Genomic DNA, 24,098 nt, shown 5'->3' with positions numbered 1-24,098 from the left:
AAGTTCTTGGAATTTAGACCCTGCATCGATTTACATGAAGGCAAAGTAAAACAAATTGTTGGAAGTACTTTAGGTTATACCAATCAAACAGTCGTTGAGAATTTTATTTCTAGTTATGATTCTAGCTACTATGCACAAATGTTTGCACAGGATCACTTAACAGGTGGACACGTCATCATGCTTGGTCAGGGAAATGAAGATGCTGCTCTAGCTGCTTTAGCTGCATTTCCACAAGGGTTACAAGTTGGTGGTGGCATTACTGCTGCAAATGCCCAAAAATATATTGATGCTGGTGCCTCACACGTGATTGTCACTTCCTATATCTTCCATGATGGAAGGCTGGATTTAGAACGTTTACAACATTTAAACAAATTAATCGGTAAAGAGCATCTTGTCATTGATCTCAGCTGCAAAATGCGAGATGGTAAGTGGTATGTCGTAACTGATAAATGGACAAGATTTAGTCACTTCGAAGTCAATGCTGAAACTATTCAAGCTATCGAGAATTATTGTGATGAACTGTTAATTCACGCAGTCGATGTGGAAGGAAAAAAAGGGGGGATGCAGGAAAGATTAGTACGAGATCTTGCTGCCTGGACCTCGATTCCAACCACTTATGCAGGTGGCATTCGTTCAATAAAAGACTTAGAAAAATTTAACCAATTAGCCAATGGAAAGCTTCATATCACAATTGGGAGTGCCCTTTCTCTTTTTGGAGGAGAGCTACCCTATACAGATGTAGTGAAATATTGTAAAAGGGCGGGATCATGTGAATCTCATTTATAAAGATTATATTTTTCCATTTCAAGAAACAAATTTAGAACGAATCATTGATGGCAAATATTTCAAAGTAAATAAAAAGGATCATTCTCTTGCTATCCATGTTCAACTAGATAATGAACAAATGCTGCTTGAGTTTTCAAAATCATTAAAGGCAACTTGTGGTCTCCTACGCGATCAAGAAACAGAGCCTTATATAGGGACATATATTGATCTACAAATATTTGTGGATGAGTTTAATAAACGGTATAACTTAAATGCTGAAATTATTAGTTAACACAAAGGGAGAGTTTTCTCCCCTTTGTTTGTAACACCTCACCTTTCCTTCACCTTTATCAATTCATTTAGCCTTTTTGAAACCTTTTACCTCTTATGTAAGTTATATATGAGGTAGAAATGTTTTATCCATATGAAAAACTATCTAACATTTAAACCTCACCAATAATTGGCTGCTATTTTATTGAGATGAATGACAATTCTACATAGAATAAGAAGTAGAACATAAAAAAGTGGACACATCATAGAGGAAAGGATTATTAAAATATGAAAACCGAACTCGAAGTAAGCTCTTTAAAATCATTTCAAACTGAGTTAACACGCTTCTTTTTAGCCTATAAATTTGCTTTACAGGAAGTGGAAACGAAAATTAATATTTTGCAAGAAGAATTTAAGCTTATTCATGAATATAATCCCATCGAACATATCTCCACACGAGTAAAATCACCGAAAAGTATTTTAACAAAGATGTTAAAAAAGGAACTTCCTCCAACGATGGAAGACGTACGCGAAAACATTCGTGATATTGCAGGTGCTCGTATTACTTGTTCATTTGTCGAAGATATTTATAAAGTCAGTGCCATGTTGCAGGCACAGCACGACATTGAGGTTGTAGAGGTGAAGGATTATATTGCTAGTCCTAAAGACAATGGCTATCAAAGCTTACACCTTATTATAAAAATACCTATTTTCATGTCAGACCATATGGAGAAGGTATATACAGAAATACAAATCAGGACCATTGCGATGGACTTCTGGGCCAGTTTGGAACATAAAATTTATTATAAATATAATAAAGAAGTACCAGAGCATATTCGTATTGAATTAAAAGAAGCCGCACTACAAGCTGCAGAGCTAGATCGAAAAATGGAGCGGTTAAATAAGGAGATCAATATATTAAAGGAAAATGAGGCCGAGCCCACTTTATTAGATAGTACGCCTATATCGCAGCTAGCTAAATATTTTGCGCAACTTCCCAACCTTAATAATATTAATAATAATTAAACACATTCAGATTTTATTGAACAAAAAAATCCACCTATCTTCTAGCATAGACTACAAACGTGTCTGCCTGAAAGTGAAGTGGATTTTCGTTCATTTTTAAGCCTTGTCTTTTAATTTCGTCACAATAAAGAAAGATAAAATAAGAGCACAAATGGCAAAAACTAAGGTTGTTATATATACATAGCTTACACCATTAGCAATGGTTCCCTTTAAAAAGCTTATTTCTTCTAAACTAAAGCCACCTTTTGCAAATTCACCATTTAGCTGAATTTCCCCTTTACCTAATGAGGCCATTTTCTCATTTGTCGCAAGGTTAAAGATCATCCCAAATAGGGCTGCACCAACCGCTTGACTAAATGTATTGGTGAAGGAATTGAGGCCAATTGAAATACCCAGTTGCTTAGGATGAGCGACCTTTTGAATAGAAATCATTAACATCGGCATGATAAAGCCCATACCAAGCCCGATTAATGAAGAGCCAAGATATACACTTATATCACTAGAGCCTGAAGATAATCTAGCAAGCATAATGGTTCCTATAACTAATAAAATCGTCCCCATTTGGATAATTCGTTTATTTGTTAAACGTCCGATTAAATAGCCTGCTGCAATAGAATTCATCGTCCAAAAAATAGACATGGGTGTTAGAAGAAGACCAGCTTGTGTGGCATTTTTACCAAGAACACTTTGCGCATATATCGGAATATAGACTGTCACACCAATAACGATCGACATAGTACTTAACGTTAGTGAATTAATCACCATAAGGCGACCATTTTTAAACAATGTTAACGGAATAATCGGCTCCTCTGCACGTAGCTCCACCCATACAAACACGCCTAAAAATATAGCTGCAACAGCATACATGATGAGCGATTGATTCGATAACCACGCTTGTGTTTTACTATTTTCGATAATTACATATAATAACGAAACCATTCCGATCGTAAATAGGCCAGCACCTAAATAATCAATTTTCCGCTTCACTGCCTCTAGCTGTTCTTTATAGTGTTTAACAATCAGATAAATAGAAGCTAACCCAAATGGTACATTAATGAAAAATATAAAGTGCCATGATACTTGGTCAACAATAAAACCTCCAAATAGTGGACCAACCACGCCTGATACGCCCCATACCATGCTTAAATAGCTTTGTCCTTTAGCACGTGCCTTTTCAGTCGTAAATAGCTCACCAACCATTGTTAATGTAATTGGTAAAATTGAGCCTGCACCTATCCCTTGGATTGCACGAAAGACAATTAATTGTTCCATTGATTGTGCTAACCCACATAACATGGAACCCATTAAAAATATAATGATTCCCGTAATAATCATCCGTTTGCGCCCAAATAAATCAGCTAGCTTACCAAAAATAATCGCAGCGATAGCAGATGCTAATAAGTAAGCGGAATAAATCCAGCTTATTAAGTCTACGCCTAATAAATCTGCCGTTATACTTGGAATAGCTGTACTAACAATCGTCCCTTCAATTGCCGCAAGCGCTGTTACAAGTAATAGTGCTATAAATACTTTATTCATCGTGTCATCCATTCCTTTCCTGCATGACATACACTAACAAATTTAACCTTAAAATAAAAGAGGATGGGATACATTTTACAAAAAATATTGAGTAATCATAAGAATTTGATCCACATTCTTTCTATCAACACCCCACTATAAACTACATAAAAAAGCAGCAAGTTCATCCAATCACACTTGCTGCTTTTATCTATTAGTTAAATCGCTGAGCAATCATATCATAAATATAACGTGCTTGATCGTATTCCGGCTGTAAGGTAAAGGCCTGTTTTAAATGATACATGGCATCTTCTGTTTGCTCTGTAGACACTGCATACAATACCCCTAAATTATAGTGAGCATCTGCATTATTCCAGTCCTGTTCAATTAAAAGATCCAGTTCCTTCTTCCCTTGCTCAAACATTTCTAGTGCGCATAGCACGATTGCATAGGCTAAACGAATCTGTGTGTCTTCGGGAGCAATTTCCACGGCTCTTTGTAAATAAGGCAATGCTAATTTTGAATTTTCCATACGCTCAAAGCATTTCCCCATCATATAATACACATCTGCGCCTTCAATATGATGCTTAAGTGCTTGTTCATAAAGTTTTACAGCCTCTGCATAGCGTTCTGCATTATAATAGAGGTTTGCTAAGCCATAATAAGCTGTAGCCGCTGTCTCATCCACGGTAATAGCCTTTTGGAAAAAACGCTCTGCACGTTCTGTATCCTCTAAGACTGCTAATAAATTGCCAAAGTTTACATAACCAATAGCATTTTCAGGTTCCGCTTCTATCGCCTTTGTAAATAGTTGTGCAGCCTCTTCATAACGTTTATCTTGAAACGCTTGAATGCCCTGTTCATTATAATTCATTATTTGTCCACCTCTATGTAGCGAAAGACTGCTTCCATGAAGCCACATGGCAATAAAAGCAGTCTTAGCGCAAGTTATCCAACATATGTTAGTTTTTCATTACTTTTAAAGACTTCATCAATTGTTCCGCCGCCAATACATTCTTCTCCATCATAAAGAACCACCGCTTGTCCTGGAGTGATAGCACGAACAGGCTCTGCAAATGTAATATGAGTACGGCCATCTGCTAATAGTTCAACTTCTACTGGTGTATCAGTTTGACGATAGCGGAATTTCGCTGTACAAGAAAATTTCCCAGGCAATTTTTTTGTCGAAGTATAGTTCATTTTTACAGCAGATAATGAAGTAGAATATAGATGCTCATTGTCAAAACCCTGTCCAACAAGAAGAACATTACGCTCTAAATCTTTCCCTAACACAAACCAAGGTTCACCGTCTCCACCAATACCAAGACCATGTCGTTGCCCAAGTGTATAATACATTAAACCGTCATGTTTTCCCATGACAACGCCATCCATCGTCTCCATATTACCAGGTTGGGCTGGTAAAAATTGACTTAAAAATTCTTTAAAATTACGTTCTCCTATGAAACAAATCCCCGTTGAATCTTTTTTCTTCGCTGTTGCCAATCCTGCTTCTTCAGCAATTTTACGCACTTCTTTTTTCTCAATATCGCCAATTGGGAACATTACATGGGCCAATTGCTCCTGTGATAGTTGATTTAAAAAGTATGTTTGATCTTTATTATTATCCACACCACGTAACATTTTTACTTCTCCGTCACCACTACGATCGATACGTGCATAGTGACCTGTCGCTAAATAATCAGCGCCCAGGCTCATCGCATGCTCTAAAAATGCTTTAAATTTAATTTCTTTGTTGCACATGACATCTGGATTTGGTGTACGTCCTGCTTTATATTCTTCTAAAAAATATGTGAAAACTTTATCCCAGTACTGTTTCTCAAAATTTACAGCATAATAGGGAATGCCGATTTGATTACATACTTTTATGACATCATCATAATCTTCTGTTGCTGTACAAACACCATTTTCGTCAGTATCATCCCAGTTTTTCATAAAGATCCCGATTACTTCGTAACCTTGTTGTTTTAACAAGTACGCAGCCACCGACGAATCTACCCCACCAGACATGCCGACAACAACGCGAATTTGAGAGGGGTCACGTGTTTCTTTCATTGTGGTCACCTTTTCTTTTATCTATTTACAGTTAATGCTTCATCAATTGTAGAAACCTAACATGTTCTTCACAAATTATCTTTTTGCTAGTCTTTTCACTATTTGTGCTGTTTTTTCAGCTGCGTCACGTATATCTTTTTCTGTTAAATCCTGACCAAAGCTAAATCGTATAGAGTTTCGTAATTCCTCTGTACCTTGTCCAAACATGGCTACTAACACATGTGATGGATCAATCGACCCAGCGGTACATGCAGAACCACTAGATACACAGATTCCTGCCATATCAAGATTTACTAAAAATGATTCTACTTCCATGCCCTCAAAGCTAATATTTAAAACATGTGGCAATGACTGCTCTTCATCACCATTAATATGGAACGCTAAATTTTCCTGTGAAAATACATCAAGCATAATTTGCTTAAAGTGATTGTATAGTGAACGCTTTTCTTCACGCAACTGATTTGCAACTTGCACAGCTGTCGCAAAGCCAATAATTGCTGGTATATTTTCAGTTCCTGCACGACGTTTTTTCTCTTGTGCACCACCTAAGGCATAATTAGCTAAAGGTGTTCCAGCCTTTTGGAAAAGGAACCCAATTCCTTTAGGCCCATTAATTTTATGAGCTGATACACTCAATAAATCTACCTTTAATTGACCCACATCAATTTGTTCTAAACCATATGCCTGAACTGCATCTGTATGGAAAGTAGCTTGATGCCCTTGCAATAGCTCACCAATTTCAGCAATAGGCTGAATCGTACCGACTTCATTATTCCCATACATAATTGTTACTAAAATAGTATCATCACGAAGTGCTTTTTGGACGTCCTCAACAGCTACACGTCCTGTCTTATCCACAGGTAAATAAGTCACATCAAAGCCGTCTCGTTCAAGTTTTTCACATGTATGTAACACTGCATGATGCTCTACTTGTGTTGTAATGATGTGCTTTCCCTCTTTAGCTCGTGCATAGACAGTGCCCAGAATTGCCGTATTATCCGCTTCAGTACCACCACTTGTAAAGATTATTTCTCCCGCCTGAGCACCGATAGATTTGGCTAATATGTCGCGAGCATCATCAAGAAATTTGCGCGCTTCTCGACCTGCCCCATGGATACTGGATGCGTTGCCAAATACCTGTTGCATGGCAGTCGTCATCGCTTCTATAACTTGGCCATTCATCGGTGATGTGGCCGCATGATCGAGATAGATATATGAATTCATGTTGAAAACTCCTTTTTAATAAAAAACGCTGGAACCCTCATTTATCATAAGTTTATGAAAAACATTCCGTGTGCACAAACAGTTTCACCATTTATGTTTCAACTCAACTATGATACGTATGGGAAGCAGCGCTTTAGCTTAAACATTTTAAATATAGAACATATAGCCTTCCGCTACATTTTCTTCTGTGTATTGTGCTAAATCTTCAATTGTTGTTGTATCTAACACATTTTTTACTGCGTCACGAATGCGCAACCATAACTCTCGTTGTGGTGCTTCCTCGTTTTCAATGCCCTCTACTGGTTGAATTGGCCCCTCTAGTACACTAATAACATGGGCTGCAGAAATTTCGCTCGGTGGATTTGCTAGCATATAACCACCATAAGCGCCACGTACACTTTTTACTAAGCCTGAATTACGAAGCGGTGACACTAATTGCTCTAAATACGCCTCTGAAAGCTCCTTTTCGGCAGCAATTTTACGTAAAGGAATAGGACCCTCTCCGTAATGCTTTGCTAATTCAATCATAATCGTAAGCCCATAACGGCCCTTTGTTGAAATTTTCATTTTATCACCCTCAATTAGTCTAGTCAAAATTACTACCAACAGTATATCATAATCTCCTCTTGATGAACTCGGAAATACACCTAGAAGGATATGATATACTAAATAATGCGATTCAACATTATTCAGTGATCCACTATCCGCACTGTATTTTAGTGCAAATAAATGGATGAATGTAAAATGACACCGACTGAAAGGGGGATTTATATTGCACAATGAACCACTTGCTTTTCGAATGCGCCCTTTAACACTTGATGAAATTGTAGGTCATCAGGACTTTATTGGTCCAAACACAGCTCTATATAAAATGATTCAAAATGAACATGTCCCTTCCATGTTGCTTTACGGAGAACCTGGCATAGGCAAAACCTCGATTGCAAATGCAATTGCTGGAAGCTCTCAGCTCCCTTTCTTCGCACTTAACGCGACACGAGCTGGTAAAAAAGATGTGGAAGATATTGTCCAGGAAGCTAGAATCTCAGGGAAAGTTCTACTTTTTTTAGATGAAATTCATCGCTTCAATAAATTACAACAAGACACTTTGCTACCGCATGTTGAAAACGGCTCGATTGTGTTAATCGGTGCAACAACAGAAAATCCTTACCACGATGTCAATCCAGCTATTCGTTCTCGCTGTGGTGAGATATATCAACTAAAACGATTAACCAAGGAAAATCTAATGGAGCTTGTAGAAAAAGCACTTGCAGATGAAAAGCGGGGCTTAGGTAAATATCATTTTATCTTAACAGATTCACAAATAGAGCGTATTGCAGAAGCAGCTAATGGAGATGCACGAAAGGCATTGACTTTGCTAGAATCTATTTATTATGCAAGTGATGAAGTGGAAGGGCAAACGATTGCAGCCAATCATATTATTGATCACCTGATTAGCCGAATTGGTGTTTATGGTGATAAAAAGGGCTCCCATTTTTATAATCTACTTTCTGCCTTGCAGAAATCTGTCCGTGGCAGTGATACCAATGCCGCACTATATTATTTAGCACATTTATTAGAAACTGGTGATTTAGTGGCTGTCAGCAGACGATTGCTTGTCATGGCGTATGAAGATATTGGCCTTGCTAATCCTGAGGTAGGTCCTCATATGCTAGCCGCAGTTCAGGCAGCAGAACGTCTTGGATTACCAGAGGCACGTATCCCACTTGCAAGTGCCGTTATTGAGATGTGTTTAGCATCAAAATCTAATTCAGCTATTCTGGCAATCGATGAAGCGATAAAGGCGATTCATGATGGCAAAACGGGGGGTATCCCTCATCATTTGCGTGATGCTCATTATGCAGGGGCAAAAGATTTAGGTCATGTTGGGTATCAGTATCCTCATAACACACCCATCGGAACATTCGGTGGCTGGGTAGACCAACAATACTTACCCGATGAGCTTGTTGGCACCGAGTTTTATAAACCTGTTGTTGCAGGTGAGGAAAAACGCATGGCTAGTATCTACGAAAAGCTTAAATCTTTTCATCAAAATAAAAAATAGTTTTCCAGAGCAAAGTCCTTCCTTCTATCTTTAGAAGCGACTTTGCTTTTTTAAATACAAAAAAAAGAACCCACGAAACTTGAATGGGCAAATACATCCATTTTTCAACACGTACCGTTGTTGAAAACTAGAAATAATTACAAAAGTTCACGTAGATTCTTATCTATAGTCTATTTTCAGAAAATAGACTTTCTTCAATTGTCTAGATATTCAATTCATGATCAACAAATAATTTAAACTGTTGTAGACATTTCTTTACATCACCCTTTTGTACGAGCACTTCATTACGCAAAGTAGTCACTTTTTCTTTATCCTCTACTACTTCAGCCATGAGGGTAAAAATATCTGTCAATAATTGCTCATTTTCCTCTTGATCGATGCTAGGCAAAGAAGAGGCCGCAATATGTAATAACTTCTCCACTTTATTAGGCGTCTTTTGTAAAGCATTAGATGAATAGAACGTTGAAGCAGCTAAAAAATAGCATAGCTTGGCACTACAGTCGATAAACAAATGCCAATACGTATTTGCACTAGGGATTTCCCCTGACCGATTATCGATATATTCCTTATAAAAAGTTGTCACTTGTGTATATAAAGGATTCAATTCTCGCATCGCTTTCGGATAATTATCAGATGTGTCTAAGTAATCAAATACAATGGCATTCATTTTCTCTTGAAGCTTGACAATATCTAAATGATCTCGAATAATTTGAATTTCCATTTTCCCACTCTCCCATTTGTCATTTGTTGATTTCGCACTTCATGGCTATTTTTGATTAGCTCAAAGCATCCCAAACAAACTGATCGATTATCTATTGGAATTATTCAAATTATAGCAATAAACCAATTAGAGTAGTGGGGACATGAAAAAAATAAGACAATTTCGTGAATTAATAGCATTTTATGCACATAAGAAGAACTATTTTGGTAAAATTATACCCTTTGTACATATTCATCAAATAGCGCTTGTTCCATTGTTCGATCAACAATTTCCACAATACTTCCCTGGACATATTTTTTAATACGTTTATTCGGGATATAAAAATAAGCATTGTTTTTAATTAACCATTCACTCAATGTTAGGTCACTACCTGCTTGTTCATTCGTTAATATTTTCTTATGCCGTAAAATATCGGCCATTTTATAAAATCCATCTGACAATTCATAGGCAGATACATCAAAATTAAAAATGGGGCTTACAACCTGTCCGATATCATAAATATGTATCGTTTGCTTCTCTTCATCTATAGCCAACTCGACAGTGCTTATTTCATCGAATAGATTTAAACCTCTATACTCCATTTGATAAATTTTTTCCATCTGTATATGCCTCCTTTTTATAACGATCTTATTGTAACATAGAAAAAGTAGCCCCTTTAAAAATAATAAAGGCGGCTACTTCTACGAAAATGATTCATTATGCTGTTTTTTGAAATCTTATAGGGTATTAACCTTGTACGCGTGTGATTTTCACATCTTTTAAGATCGTATTAACAACCCAACTTGCTGCAATTAAACCTGCAACTGATGGCACGAAGGCATTGGAAGAAGGTGGCATCTTCGCTTTACGAATTGCAGCATCCGGCTTCCCTACATGTTCAACCACATCTGGACGTACGACAATCGGACTTTCATCCGAAAATACAACTGTCACACCCTTATGGATTCCTTCTTTACGTAACTTTGTGCGTATAATTTTTGCTAGTGGGTCTGTATGTGTTTTTGAAATATCTGCAATTTGGAAGCGAGTAGGGTCCATCTTATTCGCAGCACCCATACTAGAAATAATAGGAATATTACGCTTTAAGCATTCTTTCATAATATGAATTTTATACATGACTGTATCACTTGCATCGATTACATAATCAATGCCTTGTGCGAAAAATTTTTCATACGTTTCTTCCGTATAAAACATATGCATATCAATGACTTCACAATCGGGATTAATATCTGCAATGCGCTCTTTCATAATAGCTGATTTAGATTGTCCAACTGTAGATAGATACGCTACTAATTGTCTATTCACATTGGTAATATCTACATTATCCTTATCGACTAATATAATTCGGCCGATACCACTTCGTGCACATGCTTCAGCAGCAAATGATCCAACGCCACCTACACCAAGAATAGCAACCGTTGTATTTTTTAATTTTTCGAGACCCTCTGTTCCTATAGCGAGCTCGTTACGTGAAAATTGATGTAACATCCTGACACTCTCCATCTATGAAATTTTATTAGTAAACCTAGTTATATACTAAGATAAAATCAAAACCTATATTACATTTTATCATGTTATACATCAAGTGAAAATTAGAAAGAAAAAAATAGAGCAATTGAATCGATTCAATTGCTCTGTACTTCATTATACATATTTTTTTGAAAGGTCTCTATAAAAGAATTACTATACTGGACATTTATTTGTTGAAGGGCGGCAATGACAGCTCCTCCTATTGGGGGTAATGCAGGGGTCTTAAAGCGGAACGGTAATGTCTGCTCCATTGCCATTGCTTGAAGCCTTGGAACAAAGTAATTTTCATTCGTAAATACGCCTCCACATAGGACGACAGGCACTTCTTCTTGCCCCCACGCCATCCGTAAATAGCATGCTTTAATTGCCTTAAAATAGTTTTGACAGGCTTCCTCAATGATTCTCTTGGCTACTAGATCACCATCATCAGCCGCTGCAACAATATAGGCACTCACTGGCGCGATGACTGTGCGCGGATGCTCCTCTCCATAAACACAGGCAATTAATTGTGGTACATCATCTACTGAGAAATGCTTCATTACAGCTTCTGTCAATATAGTACGAGGAGCCCTGCCATCATAGCTTTGTAGAACAGCCTTTAGTAATTGGACACCTAAATCATAGCCACTTCCTTCATCATCAAACAGATATCCCCAACCGCCTACTCGGTGATAATGCTGCTGCTTATCATATCCCATTGTGATAGCGCCTGTCCCCGCGATTTGAACAATTCCTGCCTTTCCCAGTGTACCCGCATAAAGAGCGATTAACGCATCATTGTCTACCTTAATGGTCGCGGAGTCACACACATATTGCCGTAATATAGATTCCACCATGCTCTCAGCTTGAAGCTCCATGACACCCGCCATACCCGCAAAGCAGCTCGTCACCTCTGCTACTATTTGAGGATTTTGTTGCTGTAAACTTTGCATGATTGAATGAATGGTTGCCTCGAAATATGGTTGGTCCATAGCTGTGGGGTTACTGCGAGTTGTGTCTATTTGGGCAAAGCATTGACCTTTTTCATCACAAATAATCGCTGTCGTTTTGGTGCCTCCACCATCAATGGCTAAAACATACATAACACCATTTCCTTTCGCATAAAGAAAAAGAGATTGATAGCTCAATCCCTTCCTCTCTTATTTTCATTTCGTAAAACCAAATGACGACCATGGTTGAATGTGCGCTAGTAAAAATTGTTCTTCTTCGACAACACTTGCGACAACATTACTTGACCCAGCATTTGGAATTTCCTTTAGTACGATTTGTAGCTCACCTTTATATCGAACATCCAAATTATTATCGATTGTGACATCACCCATCTTTAATGGTCGTGTATTATGCACAGGAAAGTCACCATTTTTGTATTTCACGCGAGATTGTGTGCTGCGAATCACATACTCAGATACATCGCCTCGATTAAAATGCTGTTCCTTATAAAGAATTGTTTCCTCTAATATACTCGTATCTGCTGACTGAACAAGCTTTAATTCAAGCTTCTGGCGGTTTAATTGTCCTAAAGCTCGTATTTCTTCCTCCGATGCATACATATTGCCAATGATGCAATCATCAATTAACCCTGTATGCCATAAATCTTTTGCCTGCACCGTAATGGGAAGGTGACGGTGCTCCTCTAATGTTGGTAAACCTTGTTCTGTTACTTCCCATGGTCCAAACTTACCATGCTGAGAGGAAATCATGGCAGCTGTCCGAATATTATTTGCTTTAAACTGTTGAGAGGTTTGTAAAAAATGCTGACGAGATAAACCTGTAAATTGTCTCGGATAAAAATTATGACAGCCGATAATATTTTCTTTATTCGGGCGGTACGATAAAATATTGTCTACATATTTCGTACCATTACTTATATTTAATTCAATTTTTAGATTACTGGCATCAAGTGACATGAATGCTTCTTCCTGACCTGAGAAACCCATGTCTAAACGCAAAGCAGCTAAATGATAATGCTCTTTCAAATACCCTATATCTTTATAGCTTAAATTTAGCTCTTGAAAAACGGCTGGGGCTATATCTGCAGAAATGTCAAAACCCAATTGCTGTGCAAATTGATTTATTTGTTGTAATTTCTGTCGTTCTTCTTCCTGCCTTAATGACATCAAACATGTAAAAATACGATCGAAACCATTGTCATGAGCAAGCTGAACATAACGCTTCATTTCGTCTAGTGTACTATGCTGTGGATATAGCGAAATACCTAATCTCTTCACTTCAAACCCTCCGTTAGTAAACGCTTATACTTCTACCTTTTGGCCTTCCGTTTGGGCTACAGGTGATTGTTCACCCTGTGCCGCTGAAGCAGCTTTTTGTTCGTTTTGCTTTGCCATGCGATTTGCCATAGAAAGGAATGGCAAGTAAATGCATATAGCTACTACAATTAAAACGATACTTAATACGGCTCCACGCCAAGATTGTGTTACTAGGAAACCATTAATAATCGGTGGTGTCGTCCATGGAACCGCAATGGTTGCCGCAGGCACAAACCCCCATTTTGTTGCGAAGAATGCAATCGTCACATTGACCATTGGTGTCAAAATAAATGGTACAAATAAGATTGGATTTAATACAATTGGTAAACCAAATAATAATGGTTCATTAATATTAAATAATCCAGGAGCAGCTGATAGCTTTCCTACTGTATTATATTGTTTGTTTTTACGAGCAATAATGAAGATGGCAATAATTAAGGCAATCGTTGTGCCTGATCCACCCATATTAATAAATGCATCGAAGAACGGTTTATTAATAATATACGGTGCTACCTTACCAGCAGAAATAGCTGCAACGTTAGCATCAATTGCTTGTAGGTTAATGGATTGCATAAATGGCTCGATAATATTCGCGCCATGTATACCAAATGACCATAAAAACGTAGGAATGAAAGCTAAAATAAGACCAGCTACCCATGTATTTGTTAAGCCCATAAAAGGCTCTTGAATTGACGAATAAAACGATCCAATAATATCTGGTACATCAAAGCCAGCCGAAATAATTGTCCGAACTAATGCAAATAATCCGATCGTAATAATTGCAGGCAGTAATGCAGCAAAAGATTTGGATACAGCCGATGGTACACCTGCAGGCATTTTAATCAGTAGTTTAGGGTTACCCGATAATCGTGAGAACAGCTCTGCGGAAATTAGAGCCGTTATAAGGGCAACAAATATTCCTCCCGTACCTGTCGTTAATCCTGTTAAACCACCTTCCCCAAACGTTCCAAACGTCATATAACTGGCAAGACCGATAACCCCTCCGGATAGTGCATCCTTGTCATAGCTTTTTGTCAAATGGTAGGCAACAGAGAAGGCTAATAATAGTGAGATGATTCCAAATGTTGCGCCCCAGACATTACCTCCAAACTGTGTCCATGTCTCATGTTTCCAAATGGCATCGAGTGCATTTTGATAAAATTTGATAGGCAAATTGTTAATAAGTACAGCCAGTGATCCTACAATCGTCAAAGGCATGATCGTAATAAATCCATCACGAATGGCAACTAAATGACGCTGATTCCCAACCTTAGCAGCAACCGGTACAAATTTTTCTTCTAAAAAACGGAACATTCTCATACACTCCCTTTGCTTTTTATTGTGACATCAAAATTTGATGTTACTCCCCTTTGATTCGTTCATATAATTCAATCATTTCCTGTGCTAAATCCCGAAATGTAATAGCGTTCATTAAATGATCCTGCGCATGAATTAATAACATCGATACTTCGACTTTTTCTCCCCTTGCCTCTTGTGATAATAAACCTGTTTGAGAATGGTGCGCCTCAATCAATGCCTCATTCGCTAATTTAATCTTTTCCTTTGCTTCGTCTATCTGTCCCTTTTTTGCCAGTTGAAGAGCTTCCATGCATTCACTTTTTGTATGACCACTATGAACAATAAGCCCCATAATGGATTCCATTAATGCTGTTTCTTCCATCCCCTTCGAGTCTCCTTTAACCTATTAATTGTAATGCTTGCTGCAAGACTTTTTCTCCATTCATCATGCCGTAATCTGCCATATTAATGACATCGATTGGGAAATCCATGCCCTTGAATTTTGTTTCATACGAGCCCTTTAAATAGCGTACTTGAGGACCTAATAACAGCACATCAGCTTTTTTAGTCGCCAGTACTTTTTCAACTTCCCCTTCTGCAATTGCATAAATATCTGCCTCAATATTTTGCTCTTGTGCAGCTTTTTGCATCTTTGATACTAATAAACTAGTACTCATACCGGCTACACACACTAACATAATATTTTTCATTCGTAACACTCCTTTTTTCATTTTCCAATCGTGTAATCGCTTACTTAATTTGAGAATAGCACCTATTGGTATATACCACAATATGTTTTTTACAGTAATTTTCTACTTTTAGAACTATTTACAAAATTGGGCTATTGTTCTTGTATAGAAAAATAAACGATTCTACTTATCTGGTATAGTCCACAAAAGAATTCAAAAAAATTTTAATATTCCTGACTATTCATTCCTTAAAAATATTCATGAAATGCTGGTTTTTCGGTAGATAATGCCCACTGCCAATGCTGAATAACCTTCTTATCTATAGGTTGATTTGCATACATAACAGCTTCTTTTACTGACAGATAGCCCACCGTCATTGCTGAAAAAAGATTAATTGGTAATGTTAACATATGCATGTCAATGATCGAATTTGTCTTAATTATTGAGACATGACCACTTTTATTTATTTCATAGATTTGTTCATTCCACTGACAAAACTTATCTTCAATACGGACATACAACGTTTCATGAATATCCTTCCAAGGATATTGCTGCATAAATGCATAAACATCGACTACTCTGACCATTACATCCTGTTTAACTTCCTTTTTAAATTGTGGCTCTTCGAAATAAAAGCCAAATGGCATATGGTTGGAAGTAACCCCTTTAATACTACTAACACTCGCTGCATGAGATGTTATGTAACGCCACATTGCTTGCTCTGCTGAATAATTTGCTACAATAAAATCCTGAATTTCAAACGTATTATGCTGAATCGTATATCGGATATATCCCTCTACATAATCCTCGTTTAAATAGGCAGCAAAATGACTATCTGGGCTCCTTCTTTCAATTCTTTTCCACCATGCATCATCTCGGATCATACCACCATTTTGAGAGATAGCCATTGCCTGTTGAAAATCCTTGATCCTCTCGAAAAGCTCGGAGTCTGGCCATTCAAAGCTCATCCGTTTAATGACATCTAATTGCCTTCCCAATGAAGGAAACATTGATTGTGGTATTGTGTAATATAACTTCTCGAAGAACAGCTCCCATCCGAAATGACGGTAGAAGGATACAGAGAAAGGGGCTAATACAGAAATGGTCTGCCCATTCTCACGCATATTTCGTAGGGCTTCTATCATCAGTCTTTTTATAATTCCCTGCTGACGATACTCCGGATATGTAGCGACAAACCCTATGCCCCCCATTTTGTAGCTGATACCGTGCACGGTCATATTAAGTGGTAGGATTAATAGCTGCCCCACCACCTTTTTGGCATCATAGGCACCTAGTGTTGTACTATGCTCGATCCAATAATGAAAATCCTCTCTACGTGGCCCTATATATTTATTTGGAAAACAATAATCCCGTAATTGATGAATCTGCTCATAATCATTCGGTGAAATGATACGAATGTCCAAAAAACCACCCCTTTAAAAAACTGAATATTCTTATAATTAAATAGCTACAATCTGTTAAATGAGATTCATCTGCAGTGGCTTGAAAAGAAACCACTGCTTGCTTGAATCCTTAAAGCTCTTCTCCTATTTCCTTCGACACCATAATGTCTGTTATTGTTTGAAATAATTTTTCAACGTCTGAACCATCTGCTGAAATTTCCACTACACTTCCTGGTTTAACCCCAAGTGACATGACGCCCATAATAGACTTTAAATTTACTGCCTTCTCTTGAAAAGTTAAGGTAATGTCACTTTCGAATGGTGTAACCGCAGTGACAAGTAATGCAGCGGGCCTTGCATGTATTCCTTCTGGTGTCGTAATTTTATACATTTTCTTCATTCACAACGCCTCCATTTTCATGTGAAATCTATCCGATCTTGATAATTGGCAATCATTATCTCATTATGTGACCAATCGGAGTCTACATTATTGCTAACAAAAATGGGCAGCTCGGTTGAAGTCTTTGCAATTTCTTCAATAACTTCGCTGAATAAAGCATTCAATAGCAGCGAACCGATAACTGTCGATGCAGGTGCATATTGCATGTTTTGTGCATGTAGAACACCATCGCCAATAGGTATATGAGTATTAATAACGTGATCTACCACTTCTTCCAGTCGTAGCCCACTGTGATGACGTGTAGCCTGCTCTCTATATTCAAGTGATTGGAGAGAGAGGACTAATACGTTAGCATTTTTGGCTAATAGAGCAGCATCAATCGGTGCTGAATTTCTTCCAGAAGTTGAAATCACAATGCAAATATCATTTTCACGAAAGTCAAATATCTTTTTATGTTGTTCAATAATTGCTGGGTCCTTTTCATTAATTGAAGAGGCTATGGCACCTGCATGTAATGCTAGAGGCTCAATAAAAATCGGACGAACAGGTACTAAACCTCCCGCACGGTAAAAGGCCTCCTGTGCTAATAGCTGTGAATGACCACAACCAAATAATTGGATAATCCCACCTTTTTGAAGGCGTTGCACAATAATTTGTGCTGCTTCTTTTATACAAGCAGACTCCTTCTCCTTCACAACGTGGATCAGCTTTTCAATTTCAGTAAAATATGCATCCATATAATCACCTTTTAATTTCACTTATAAATTTGTAGCGATCAGCACGATACGTACTACGTACAAGCTCAAACGGTCGACCGTCAGATAAATAACTCGTACGTTTAATAATTAAAACAGGTGCTGTTTGATTAATCTGCAAAAACTTACCATCCTCTTTAGACACAATAGCTGCTTCCATTTGTTGAACGGCATTACCAATTTTTTGATGGAACTTCGCCTCAATTAATGCATAGAGAGAGCCCATTATTTGCTTCTCATCTAACTCCGGATATACTTTCACAGGTATATATGTTTTTTCAATCGCCATTGGTTGTGAATCGGCATTTCTTATTCGTACGACATAAAATACTTCTTCTCCTGGCTCCATCATTAAATCCCTTGCGATATCCACTGGTGGTATGATTTTTTCAAATCGTAACACTTTACTACTTGGTTCCATCCCTCTTGCTCGCATATCCTCAGTAAAACTTGTTAAGCCTTTTAACGGCTGCTCCAATTTTGGATTGGCAACATAGGTACCTCTTCCTTTTTCACGATATAACAAACCGCTATTCACTAGATTAGTAATGGACTGACGAACAGTCATTCTACTAACATCAAATTGTGCAGAAAGCTCTCGTTCTGAAGGTATTGTCTCACCAATTTTGTACTCTTCTAAATAAATTCGTTGTTTAATAATCTCTTCTATTTGTATATAGATAGGTATATGAGAATTTTTCTCTAACAATTCTTGCACCATCCTTATCGCCTCATTTATGATTTCTCAAATACAACTTTACCTCGACAAATAGTTTTTTGCACATTTAATTTTCGATCAAGCAATACAAAATCTGCATCAAAACCTTCTTTAATTCGTCCTTTTTTGGACAACCCTAACTGCTCAGCAGCATTCGTAGAGGACATGGCAACTATTTCTTGAAGTGAACAATTTGTAACAGCCTTCATATTTTTTACTGCCTGCTCCATCGTTAAAATACTCCCAGCTAATGCTCCGTTTGCTAAATGAGCACCTTTTTCGCTCACGAACACGGTTTGCCCGCCTAAATCATATTCGCCATATATTAACCCTTTCGCACGCATTGCATCTGTAATAAGTATAATGCCCTTTGCACCCTTCATACGATATGCTAACATCACTGATTGAGGATGACTATGCACAAAATCGACAATAAGTTCAACCTTAATTTTGTCGTCTAGTAATGCTCCTCCCACAACACCAGGGTCACGATGGTGAAAGGGTCGCATTTGATTATATAAATGAGTGACCTGATTTACACCCAAAGCTACTGCCTTTTGGACTTCCTCTATTGAAGCATCAGAGTGACCAATTGATGGAATGACATGAAAGTTCATTAGTGCTTCAAGAAATGTAAAGCCGCCCTCTATTTCTGGTGCCATCGTGATTTGTCTTATTTGATAGTTACTAATGTTTTGCCAATGAGCAAATTGCTCAATCGTAGGACTAATCATGTAAGCTACTGGCTGAGCACCAGCACGTATTTTCGAAACAAATGGACCCTCCACATGTATGCCCAATAAATTGGCTTCCCCTACATTACGATGGAATTTTGCTACATTCATTAAAGCGCTTTCAATTTTACCAATGGATTGTGTCATCGTTGTGGCAAGAAAACTTGTAACACCTTCTTGCACTAAAGAACGAGCTATGGCATGTAAGGACTGTTGAGTAGCATCCATCGTATCATGACCAGCTGAACCATGAATATGCATATCAATAAAACCTGGGAGCAGAAGCCAATCCTTAGCTGTACCATCTATATATTGAGCGGCTTCCATTTTAAAGTTGCGGCCAATTTGGGCAATTTCACCATCCTGAATATAGATATCACCCTCAAATGGTCTTCCCTCAGGATTAATCATTGTGACATGGGAGATTAATAGCGTATCCTTCAAAATTTCACCTCCAGCTAAATATTAAAAGCTCTGAGAAATTTTCAACATCCTCTTCAAGGTATAGTTGTCTATACCAATTATATGCCGATTTACCAAAAATATAAAGCTGTTTTTTCTATTTTCTAAATTTTTCATACATTATATTTAATTCTTTGAAATCATTCTGAAAAAAACTAATACGCCTGCATGGTAGGTATATATTCATTTTCACATAAAAAAGGAGCTTTTTTATCAGCCCCTTTTCAACCCTATGTATAGGACGAATCCCAATTGTGCCGTAATGCCAAGAAACATTCGTTTTGAACCCGCAATTTGCAGGGGGGTGCCCGCTTTGCAGCTTTAAACGTCCCGCTCCGCTAGGGGCATGTTTGCGACTACAAAATGAAGGCTCCCGATTCGTTAGTGTTCGGTCAAAACTTTGAAGTAGAATTAGCAGTTAGACAAACACATCAGGATTCGTATTACAGTTATCATAGCATTACTTTTCTGATAATTCAAACGATTATATCTAATAATCTATGATTTCTTGAAAAACGCAAAAAATACCTAGATTCCCAACATTTTTTGCTAGGAAATCCAGGTATTTCGTATTATTAATTATTTTCTAAATGGTTTAATCGCCAAACTCAACTCGCTTAGTTGCTCAGGAGATACTTCGCTTGGTGCCTCTGTCATTAAGCAGCTTGCACTTGCTGTTTTTGGGAATGCAATTGTATCACGTAAATTGTGACGGCCTGCTAAAAGCATCACAAAGCGATCAAGACCAAATGCAAGTCCAGCATGTGGTGGCACGCCATATTCAAATGCTTCTAATAAGAAACCAAATTGAGCTTGAGCTTCTTCTTCTGAGAAACCAAGTAATTCAAACATTTTTTCTTGTAGGTCACGTTCGTAAATACGTAGTGAACCACCACCAAGCTCATAGCCGTTTAATACGATATCATATGCCTGTGCACGAACAGCTGATGGATCTGTATCCATTAACGGAATATCCTCGTCAAACGGACGTGTAAATGGATGGTGAGCCGCATAATAACGACCGTCCTCCTCAGAGTATTCAAATAATGGCCAGTCTGTAATCCATAGGAATGCAAATTGTGATTCATCGATTAAATCTAAGTCTTGACCTAATTTCGTACGAAGTGCCCCTAAAGATGCTGCTACAACAGATGCTTTATCCGCAACGAATACTAGAATATCGCCAACTTCCGCACCCATTCGTTCGATTAATGCTGCCGCTAACGCCTCATCGAAGAATTTTGCGATTGGACCATTTAAGCCTTCCTCTGTTACCTTTAACCAAGCAAGACCTTTTGCGCCGTAAATACCTACGAACTTAGTTAGTTCATCCATATCTTTACGGGAATATTTGTCAGCTGCACCTTTAATATTGATACTTTTTACTTGTTTTCCTTGTGCCACTGTATCAGCAAACACCTTGAAACCACAGCCTTCAAAAACATCATTTAAAGCCACTAATTCTAATCCAAAACGTACATCTGGTTTATCAGAACCATAGCGATCCATGGCTTCTTGGTACTTCATGCGTTGGAATGGTGCAGGGATATCAATCCCTTTCACTTCTTTCATCACTGCTTGGATTAATCGCTCGTTCATTTCTAAAACTTCCTCTTGTGTTAAGAAGCTTGTTTCAATGTCCACCTGTGTAAACTCAGGTTGACGGTCAGCACGTAAGTCCTCATCTCGGAAGCAACGTGCAATTTGGAAATACTTCTCAAAGCCAGCAACCATTAATAATTGTTTAAATAGCTGTGGAGATTGCGGTAACGCATAAAATTCGCCTTCATGGACACGGGATGGCACTAAATAGTCACGAGCACCCTCTGGCGTTGATTTTGTTAAAATTGGAGTTTCGACCTCTAGGAAACCTTCGTTTTGCAAGAAGTTACGGATTGTACGTGTAACATCAGAACGCATTTTGAAAGTATCAAACATAACTGGACGACGAAGGTCAAGATAACGGTATTTTAAACGTAAATCTTCTGATACGTCTGTACGATCTTCAATTTGGAATGGTGTAGTTTTTGCTGTATTAATGACGACTAATCGCGTGGCTTCCACTTCGATTTTACCATTTGGGACATTCGGGTTGATTTGGTCCTCTGTACGTAGGATAACTGTCCCTTCTATTTCAATTACATACTCACTACGCACTTTATCCGCTAATGCATGCGCTTCTGCAACGTCTGGACTAAAGACAACTTGTGTAATACCTGTACGGTCACGTAAATCAATGAAAATTAATCCACCAAGGTCACGACGACGCTGTACCCATCCTTTTAATACGACTTTTTCGCCTTGTAACGTTTCTGAAAGCTCGTTACTAGCATGTGTTCTAGTAGCCATTGTTAAATTCCTCCAAAATAAATTCGATTATGTAGCATTCAACGAGAAATGCCATCTTTGTTTAGGATTGTTGTGATAAATAATTGACTAACTCTGAAAATGCAACCTTGTGCTGCTCACCAGATTCCATATGTTTCACAGCAGCCGCTTGCTCTTCAAGCTCTGTTTCACCAAGGACAATTGTATACTTTGCCCCTAGACGGTCAGCTGATTTCATTTGGGCTTTCATTTTACGATCTAAATAATCCATCTCTGTTGCAAGGCCCTTTGCACGGAAAGTACTAGTTAACTCTACCGCCTTTTGCTTTGCATCCTCACCCATGGCAATAATATAAACGTCTAATCCAGAAGCCGTATCTAATTCAACACCTTCTGCTTCAAGTGCTAATAACAAACGTTCAATACTTAAAGCGAAACCAATACCAGCTACATCTGGACCGCCTATTTCTTGTACCAGACCATTGTATCGTCCACCACCACAAAGTGTTGTAATAGCTCCAAAGCCAGATGCCGTTGACATAATTTCGAATGTCGTATGGTTGTAATAATCCAGTCCTCTTACAAGATTTGGATCAACCACATACGTAATGCCGAGAGTATCTAAATATGATTTCACTTGAGCAAAATAAGCAGCCGATTCCTCTGTAAGGAACTCTGTTAATGCAGGAGCTGTTTTCATTAATGGGTGCTCACGATCCACCTTACAATCTAAAATTCGCAATGGGTTTTTTTGTAAACGATTTTGGCAATCTGAGCAAAACTCATGAATATGTGGCTCAAAATGCTGTAATAAAGCTGTACGGTGCGTATCACGTGTTTCTTTATCACCCAGTGAATTGATCACTAATTTTAAATCCTTTAAGCCAGCTGATTCATAGACATCCATTGCAAGAGCAATGACTTCTGCATCAATTGCAGGATCTGCTGAACCAATTGCCTCTACACCAAATTGAACAAATTGGCGATAGCGACCAGCTTGTTGACGCTCATAGCGGAACATAGGTCCTAAATATGACAGCTTAACAGGTTGATCGGGAGCACCAAACATTTTATGTTCAACATATGCACGTACAACACCAGCTGTATTTTCAGGACGTAGTGTTAATGAACGACCTCCACGATCCTCAAATGTATACATTTCTTTTTGGACAACATCCGTTGTTTCCCCTACACCACGTGCAAATAAATCAGTCTGCTCGAAAATCGGTGTACGTATTTCGTTGTAGCGATAAACACGACAAATATCACGAATAATTGCTTCAACCTTCTGCCACTTTTCAGATTGGCCTGGCAAAATATCTTGTGTCCCTCTTGGCACTTTAAAACTCATGTAATTCCCTCCTATATTGATTGCCTATGATTTAGCCATTTTCTCGCCAAGTTTAGACGAGATTACGCCACATTTAAGACATTTTTATCGAGACTAAGCTGGTTTACCTCATGCAGAGCGAGTAGCGGACATTCTCATACTGAGCACAAACCGGTTCATAAAAAGCATTCCATGTTTTTGGACAACACAAAAAGCTCCCGTCACCTTGCCTATGCAAGGGACGAGAGCTGTATAAGCTTCCGCGGTTCCACCCTAGTTGACACAAAATTTTACATGTGTCCTCCTCGTAATCGGATAACGGCCGATTCCGTTTTTTCCTACTAGGCACTGCCTTTCAGAAAAAAGCCTCTCAAGTGTTATTCACGTCATACATTTTTGTAGGAAAGATTGCAGCCTAAGTCTTTCCCTCTCTGTTCCAATAGAGGTACACGCTACTTGCTTGGTCATAAGCGATTAATCATTTTTCGATTACCCTTTATGTTAGTCACTAGCTAACCTAATGT

At 38.1% G+C, this 24,098-nt stretch carries 24 protein-coding genes, 1 other RNA gene and 1 other annotated feature; of the genes, 4 read left to right on the top strand and 21 right to left on the bottom strand.

Translation table 11 applies throughout. The features are described from left to right. The first annotated feature begins 6 nt into the window (after positions 1-6). From hisA to ACP3VS_RS05220, 3 genes are all read left to right on the top strand, one after another. On the top strand, positions 7-786 hold the full coding sequence (gene hisA / locus ACP3VS_RS05230; protein ID WP_012295399.1) for a phosphoribosylformimino-5-aminoimidazole carboxamide ribotide isomerase: 780 nt from the start codon (positions 7-9) through the stop codon (positions 784-786). Further along, on the top strand, positions 770-1,057 hold the full coding sequence (locus tag ACP3VS_RS05225) for a hypothetical protein (protein ID WP_012295400.1): 288 nt from the start codon (positions 770-772) through the stop codon (positions 1,055-1,057). The genes hisA and ACP3VS_RS05225 overlap by 17 nt, the downstream gene beginning before the upstream one ends. Before the next feature lie 266 nt (positions 1,058-1,323). Continuing rightward, positions 1,324-2,061, top strand: coding sequence for a GTP pyrophosphokinase (locus tag ACP3VS_RS05220; protein WP_012295401.1), 738 nt, complete (start codon positions 1,324-1,326; stop codon positions 2,059-2,061). A 96-nt stretch (positions 2,062-2,157) separates the two neighbouring features. On the opposite strand, the gene ACP3VS_RS05215 is transcribed toward ACP3VS_RS05220, so the two are convergent. The 5 genes from ACP3VS_RS05215 to cymR all read right to left on the bottom strand — a co-directional run bounded on the left by ACP3VS_RS05215 (position 2,158) and on the right by cymR (position 7,443). Then, on the bottom strand, positions 2,158-3,600 hold the full coding sequence (locus ACP3VS_RS05215; protein ID WP_031419250.1) for an MDR family MFS transporter: 1,443 nt from the start codon (positions 3,598-3,600) through the stop codon (positions 2,158-2,160). A 193-nt stretch (positions 3,601-3,793) separates the two neighbouring features. Continuing rightward, entirely contained in the window at positions 3,794-4,453 is a 660-nt protein-coding gene (locus tag ACP3VS_RS05210) for a tetratricopeptide repeat protein (RefSeq protein WP_012295403.1), read from the bottom strand. 74 nt (positions 4,454-4,527) lie between these two features. Then, the gene (mnmA, locus tag ACP3VS_RS05205; RefSeq protein WP_012295404.1) at positions 4,528-5,652 is read right to left on the bottom strand and encodes a tRNA 2-thiouridine(34) synthase MnmA; all 1,125 of its coding nucleotides are present in this window, start codon (positions 5,650-5,652) and stop codon (positions 4,528-4,530) included. A gap of 75 nt (positions 5,653-5,727) precedes the next feature. Further along, positions 5,728-6,876: a cysteine desulfurase family protein gene (locus ACP3VS_RS05200; protein ID WP_036217236.1), complete on the bottom strand. Its 1,149-nt coding sequence runs from the start codon at positions 6,874-6,876 to the stop codon at positions 5,728-5,730. A 147-nt stretch (positions 6,877-7,023) separates the two neighbouring features. Next, positions 7,024-7,443 carry a cysteine metabolism transcriptional regulator CymR gene (gene cymR, locus ACP3VS_RS05195; protein ID WP_008181126.1) on the bottom strand — a complete coding sequence of 140 codons (420 nt, stop codon included), beginning with the start codon at positions 7,441-7,443 and terminating at the stop codon, positions 7,024-7,026. 205 nt (positions 7,444-7,648) lie between these two features. On the opposite strand from cymR, the gene ACP3VS_RS05190 reads away from it, so the two are divergent. Then, entirely contained in the window at positions 7,649-8,938 is a 1,290-nt protein-coding gene (locus ACP3VS_RS05190) for a replication-associated recombination protein A (RefSeq protein ID WP_426388434.1), read from the top strand. Between the two features lie 202 nt (positions 8,939-9,140). On the opposite strand, the gene ACP3VS_RS05185 is transcribed toward ACP3VS_RS05190, so the two are convergent. From ACP3VS_RS05185 to hisS, 16 genes are all read right to left on the bottom strand, one after another. Continuing rightward, complete coding sequence (locus ACP3VS_RS05185) at positions 9,141-9,659, bottom strand: hypothetical protein (protein WP_012295406.1); 519 nt, start codon at positions 9,657-9,659, stop codon at positions 9,141-9,143. A gap of 212 nt (positions 9,660-9,871) precedes the next feature. Beyond that, positions 9,872-10,258 carry a hypothetical protein gene (locus tag ACP3VS_RS05180; RefSeq protein WP_031419255.1) on the bottom strand — a complete coding sequence of 129 codons (387 nt, stop codon included), beginning with the start codon at positions 10,256-10,258 and terminating at the stop codon, positions 9,872-9,874. 127 nt (positions 10,259-10,385) lie between these two features. Continuing rightward, positions 10,386-11,147: a tRNA threonylcarbamoyladenosine dehydratase gene (locus ACP3VS_RS05175; RefSeq protein ID WP_426388433.1), complete on the bottom strand. Its 762-nt coding sequence runs from the start codon at positions 11,145-11,147 to the stop codon at positions 10,386-10,388. Between the two features lie 137 nt (positions 11,148-11,284). After that, a complete protein-coding gene (locus ACP3VS_RS05170; protein ID WP_426388431.1) occupies positions 11,285-12,316 on the bottom strand; it encodes an N-acetylglucosamine kinase in 1,032 nt (343 codons plus the stop codon). Positions 12,317-12,334: 18 nt separating this feature from the next. After that, positions 12,335-13,417 (bottom strand): DUF871 domain-containing protein, encoded by a 1,083-nt coding sequence (locus tag ACP3VS_RS05165; protein WP_031419258.1) that lies wholly within the window; start codon positions 13,415-13,417, stop codon positions 12,335-12,337. Between the two features lie 24 nt (positions 13,418-13,441). Then, positions 13,442-14,770 carry a PTS sugar transporter subunit IIC gene (locus ACP3VS_RS05160; RefSeq protein WP_012295411.1) on the bottom strand — a complete coding sequence of 443 codons (1,329 nt, stop codon included), beginning with the start codon at positions 14,768-14,770 and terminating at the stop codon, positions 13,442-13,444. Positions 14,771-14,816: 46 nt separating this feature from the next. After that, positions 14,817-15,137, bottom strand: a complete 321-nt coding sequence (locus ACP3VS_RS05155; RefSeq protein WP_012295412.1) for a PTS lactose/cellobiose transporter subunit IIA — start codon at positions 15,135-15,137, stop codon at positions 14,817-14,819. A gap of 16 nt (positions 15,138-15,153) precedes the next feature. Next, on the bottom strand, positions 15,154-15,465 hold the full coding sequence (locus ACP3VS_RS05150) for a PTS sugar transporter subunit IIB (protein WP_031419261.1): 312 nt from the start codon (positions 15,463-15,465) through the stop codon (positions 15,154-15,156). Between the two features lie 227 nt (positions 15,466-15,692). After that, positions 15,693-16,868 (bottom strand): GNAT family N-acetyltransferase, encoded by a 1,176-nt coding sequence (locus ACP3VS_RS05145; protein WP_426388430.1) that lies wholly within the window; start codon positions 16,866-16,868, stop codon positions 15,693-15,695. A gap of 109 nt (positions 16,869-16,977) precedes the next feature. Beyond that, positions 16,978-17,247, bottom strand: coding sequence for an HPr family phosphocarrier protein (locus tag ACP3VS_RS05140; protein WP_012295415.1), 270 nt, complete (start codon positions 17,245-17,247; stop codon positions 16,978-16,980). Positions 17,248-17,264: 17 nt separating this feature from the next. Continuing rightward, positions 17,265-17,984: a sugar isomerase domain-containing protein gene (locus ACP3VS_RS05135; protein WP_426388429.1), complete on the bottom strand. Its 720-nt coding sequence runs from the start codon at positions 17,982-17,984 to the stop codon at positions 17,265-17,267. Between the two features lie 4 nt (positions 17,985-17,988). Continuing rightward, positions 17,989-18,711: a GntR family transcriptional regulator gene (locus ACP3VS_RS05130; protein ID WP_031419268.1), complete on the bottom strand. Its 723-nt coding sequence runs from the start codon at positions 18,709-18,711 to the stop codon at positions 17,989-17,991. Positions 18,712-18,737: 26 nt separating this feature from the next. Continuing rightward, on the bottom strand, positions 18,738-19,898 hold the full coding sequence (gene nagA / locus ACP3VS_RS05125; protein ID WP_031419270.1) for an N-acetylglucosamine-6-phosphate deacetylase: 1,161 nt from the start codon (positions 19,896-19,898) through the stop codon (positions 18,738-18,740). A gap of 259 nt (positions 19,899-20,157) precedes the next feature. After that, positions 20,158-20,357: non-coding RNA, 6S RNA (gene ssrS / locus ACP3VS_RS05120), on the bottom strand. A 138-nt stretch (positions 20,358-20,495) separates the two neighbouring features. Next, positions 20,496-22,265: an aspartate--tRNA ligase gene (gene aspS, locus ACP3VS_RS05115; RefSeq protein ID WP_012295418.1), complete on the bottom strand. Its 1,770-nt coding sequence runs from the start codon at positions 22,263-22,265 to the stop codon at positions 20,496-20,498. A 61-nt stretch (positions 22,266-22,326) separates the two neighbouring features. After that, positions 22,327-23,595 (bottom strand): histidine--tRNA ligase, encoded by a 1,269-nt coding sequence (hisS, locus tag ACP3VS_RS05110; RefSeq protein ID WP_426388428.1) that lies wholly within the window; start codon positions 23,593-23,595, stop codon positions 22,327-22,329. Positions 23,596-23,808: 213 nt separating this feature from the next. Continuing rightward, positions 23,809-24,051: a binding site (T-box leader), on the bottom strand. Positions 24,052-24,098 lie beyond the last annotated feature (47 nt).

It is taken from the genome of Lysinibacillus sp. VIII_CA (assembly GCF_049943995.1).
In the GTDB taxonomy this organism is placed as follows: Bacteria; Bacillota; Bacilli; order Bacillales_A; family Planococcaceae; genus Lysinibacillus; species Lysinibacillus pinottii.
Note: the sequence above shows the minus strand (reverse complement) of the source record. Positions and strands in the feature narration are given on the sequence as shown.

What these genes read in the sequence shown, in the direction of transcription:
- ACP3VS_RS05220 (WP_012295401.1), top strand. Translation starts at nt 1,324, where the DNA reads ATGAAAACCGAACTCGAAGTAAGCTCTTTAAAATCATTTCAAACTGAG.
- ACP3VS_RS05215 (WP_031419250.1), bottom strand. Translation starts at nt 3,600, where the DNA reads ATGAATAAAGTATTTATAGCACTATTACTTGTAACAGCGCTTGCGGCA.
- ACP3VS_RS05210 (WP_012295403.1), bottom strand. Translation starts at nt 4,453, where the DNA reads ATGAATTATAATGAACAGGGCATTCAAGCGTTTCAAGATAAACGTTAT.
- mnmA (WP_012295404.1), bottom strand. Translation starts at nt 5,652, where the DNA reads ATGAAAGAAACACGTGACCCCTCTCAAATTCGCGTTGTTGTCGGCATG.
- ACP3VS_RS05200 (WP_036217236.1), bottom strand. Translation starts at nt 6,876, where the DNA reads ATGAATTCATATATCTATCTCGATCATGCGGCCACATCACCGATGAAT.
- cymR (WP_008181126.1), bottom strand. Translation starts at nt 7,443, where the DNA reads ATGAAAATTTCAACAAAGGGCCGTTATGGGCTTACGATTATGATTGAA.
- ACP3VS_RS05185 (WP_012295406.1), bottom strand. Translation starts at nt 9,659, where the DNA reads ATGGAAATTCAAATTATTCGAGATCATTTAGATATTGTCAAGCTTCAA.
- ACP3VS_RS05180 (WP_031419255.1), bottom strand. Translation starts at nt 10,258, where the DNA reads ATGGAAAAAATTTATCAAATGGAGTATAGAGGTTTAAATCTATTCGAT.
- ACP3VS_RS05175 (WP_426388433.1), bottom strand. Translation starts at nt 11,147, where the DNA reads ATGTTACATCAATTTTCACGTAACGAGCTCGCTATAGGAACAGAGGGT.
- ACP3VS_RS05160 (WP_012295411.1), bottom strand. Translation starts at nt 14,770, where the DNA reads ATGTTCCGTTTTTTAGAAGAAAAATTTGTACCGGTTGCTGCTAAGGTT.
- ACP3VS_RS05155 (WP_012295412.1), bottom strand. Translation starts at nt 15,137, where the DNA reads ATGGAAGAAACAGCATTAATGGAATCCATTATGGGGCTTATTGTTCAT.
- ACP3VS_RS05150 (WP_031419261.1), bottom strand. Translation starts at nt 15,465, where the DNA reads ATGAAAAATATTATGTTAGTGTGTGTAGCCGGTATGAGTACTAGTTTA.
- ACP3VS_RS05140 (WP_012295415.1), bottom strand. Translation starts at nt 17,247, where the DNA reads ATGAAGAAAATGTATAAAATTACGACACCAGAAGGAATACATGCAAGG.
- ACP3VS_RS05135 (WP_426388429.1), bottom strand. Translation starts at nt 17,984, where the DNA reads ATGGATGCATATTTTACTGAAATTGAAAAGCTGATCCACGTTGTGAAG.
- aspS (WP_012295418.1), bottom strand. Translation starts at nt 22,265, where the DNA reads ATGGCTACTAGAACACATGCTAGTAACGAGCTTTCAGAAACGTTACAA.
- hisS (WP_426388428.1), bottom strand. Translation starts at nt 23,595, where the DNA reads ATGAGTTTTAAAGTGCCAAGAGGGACACAAGATATTTTGCCAGGCCAA.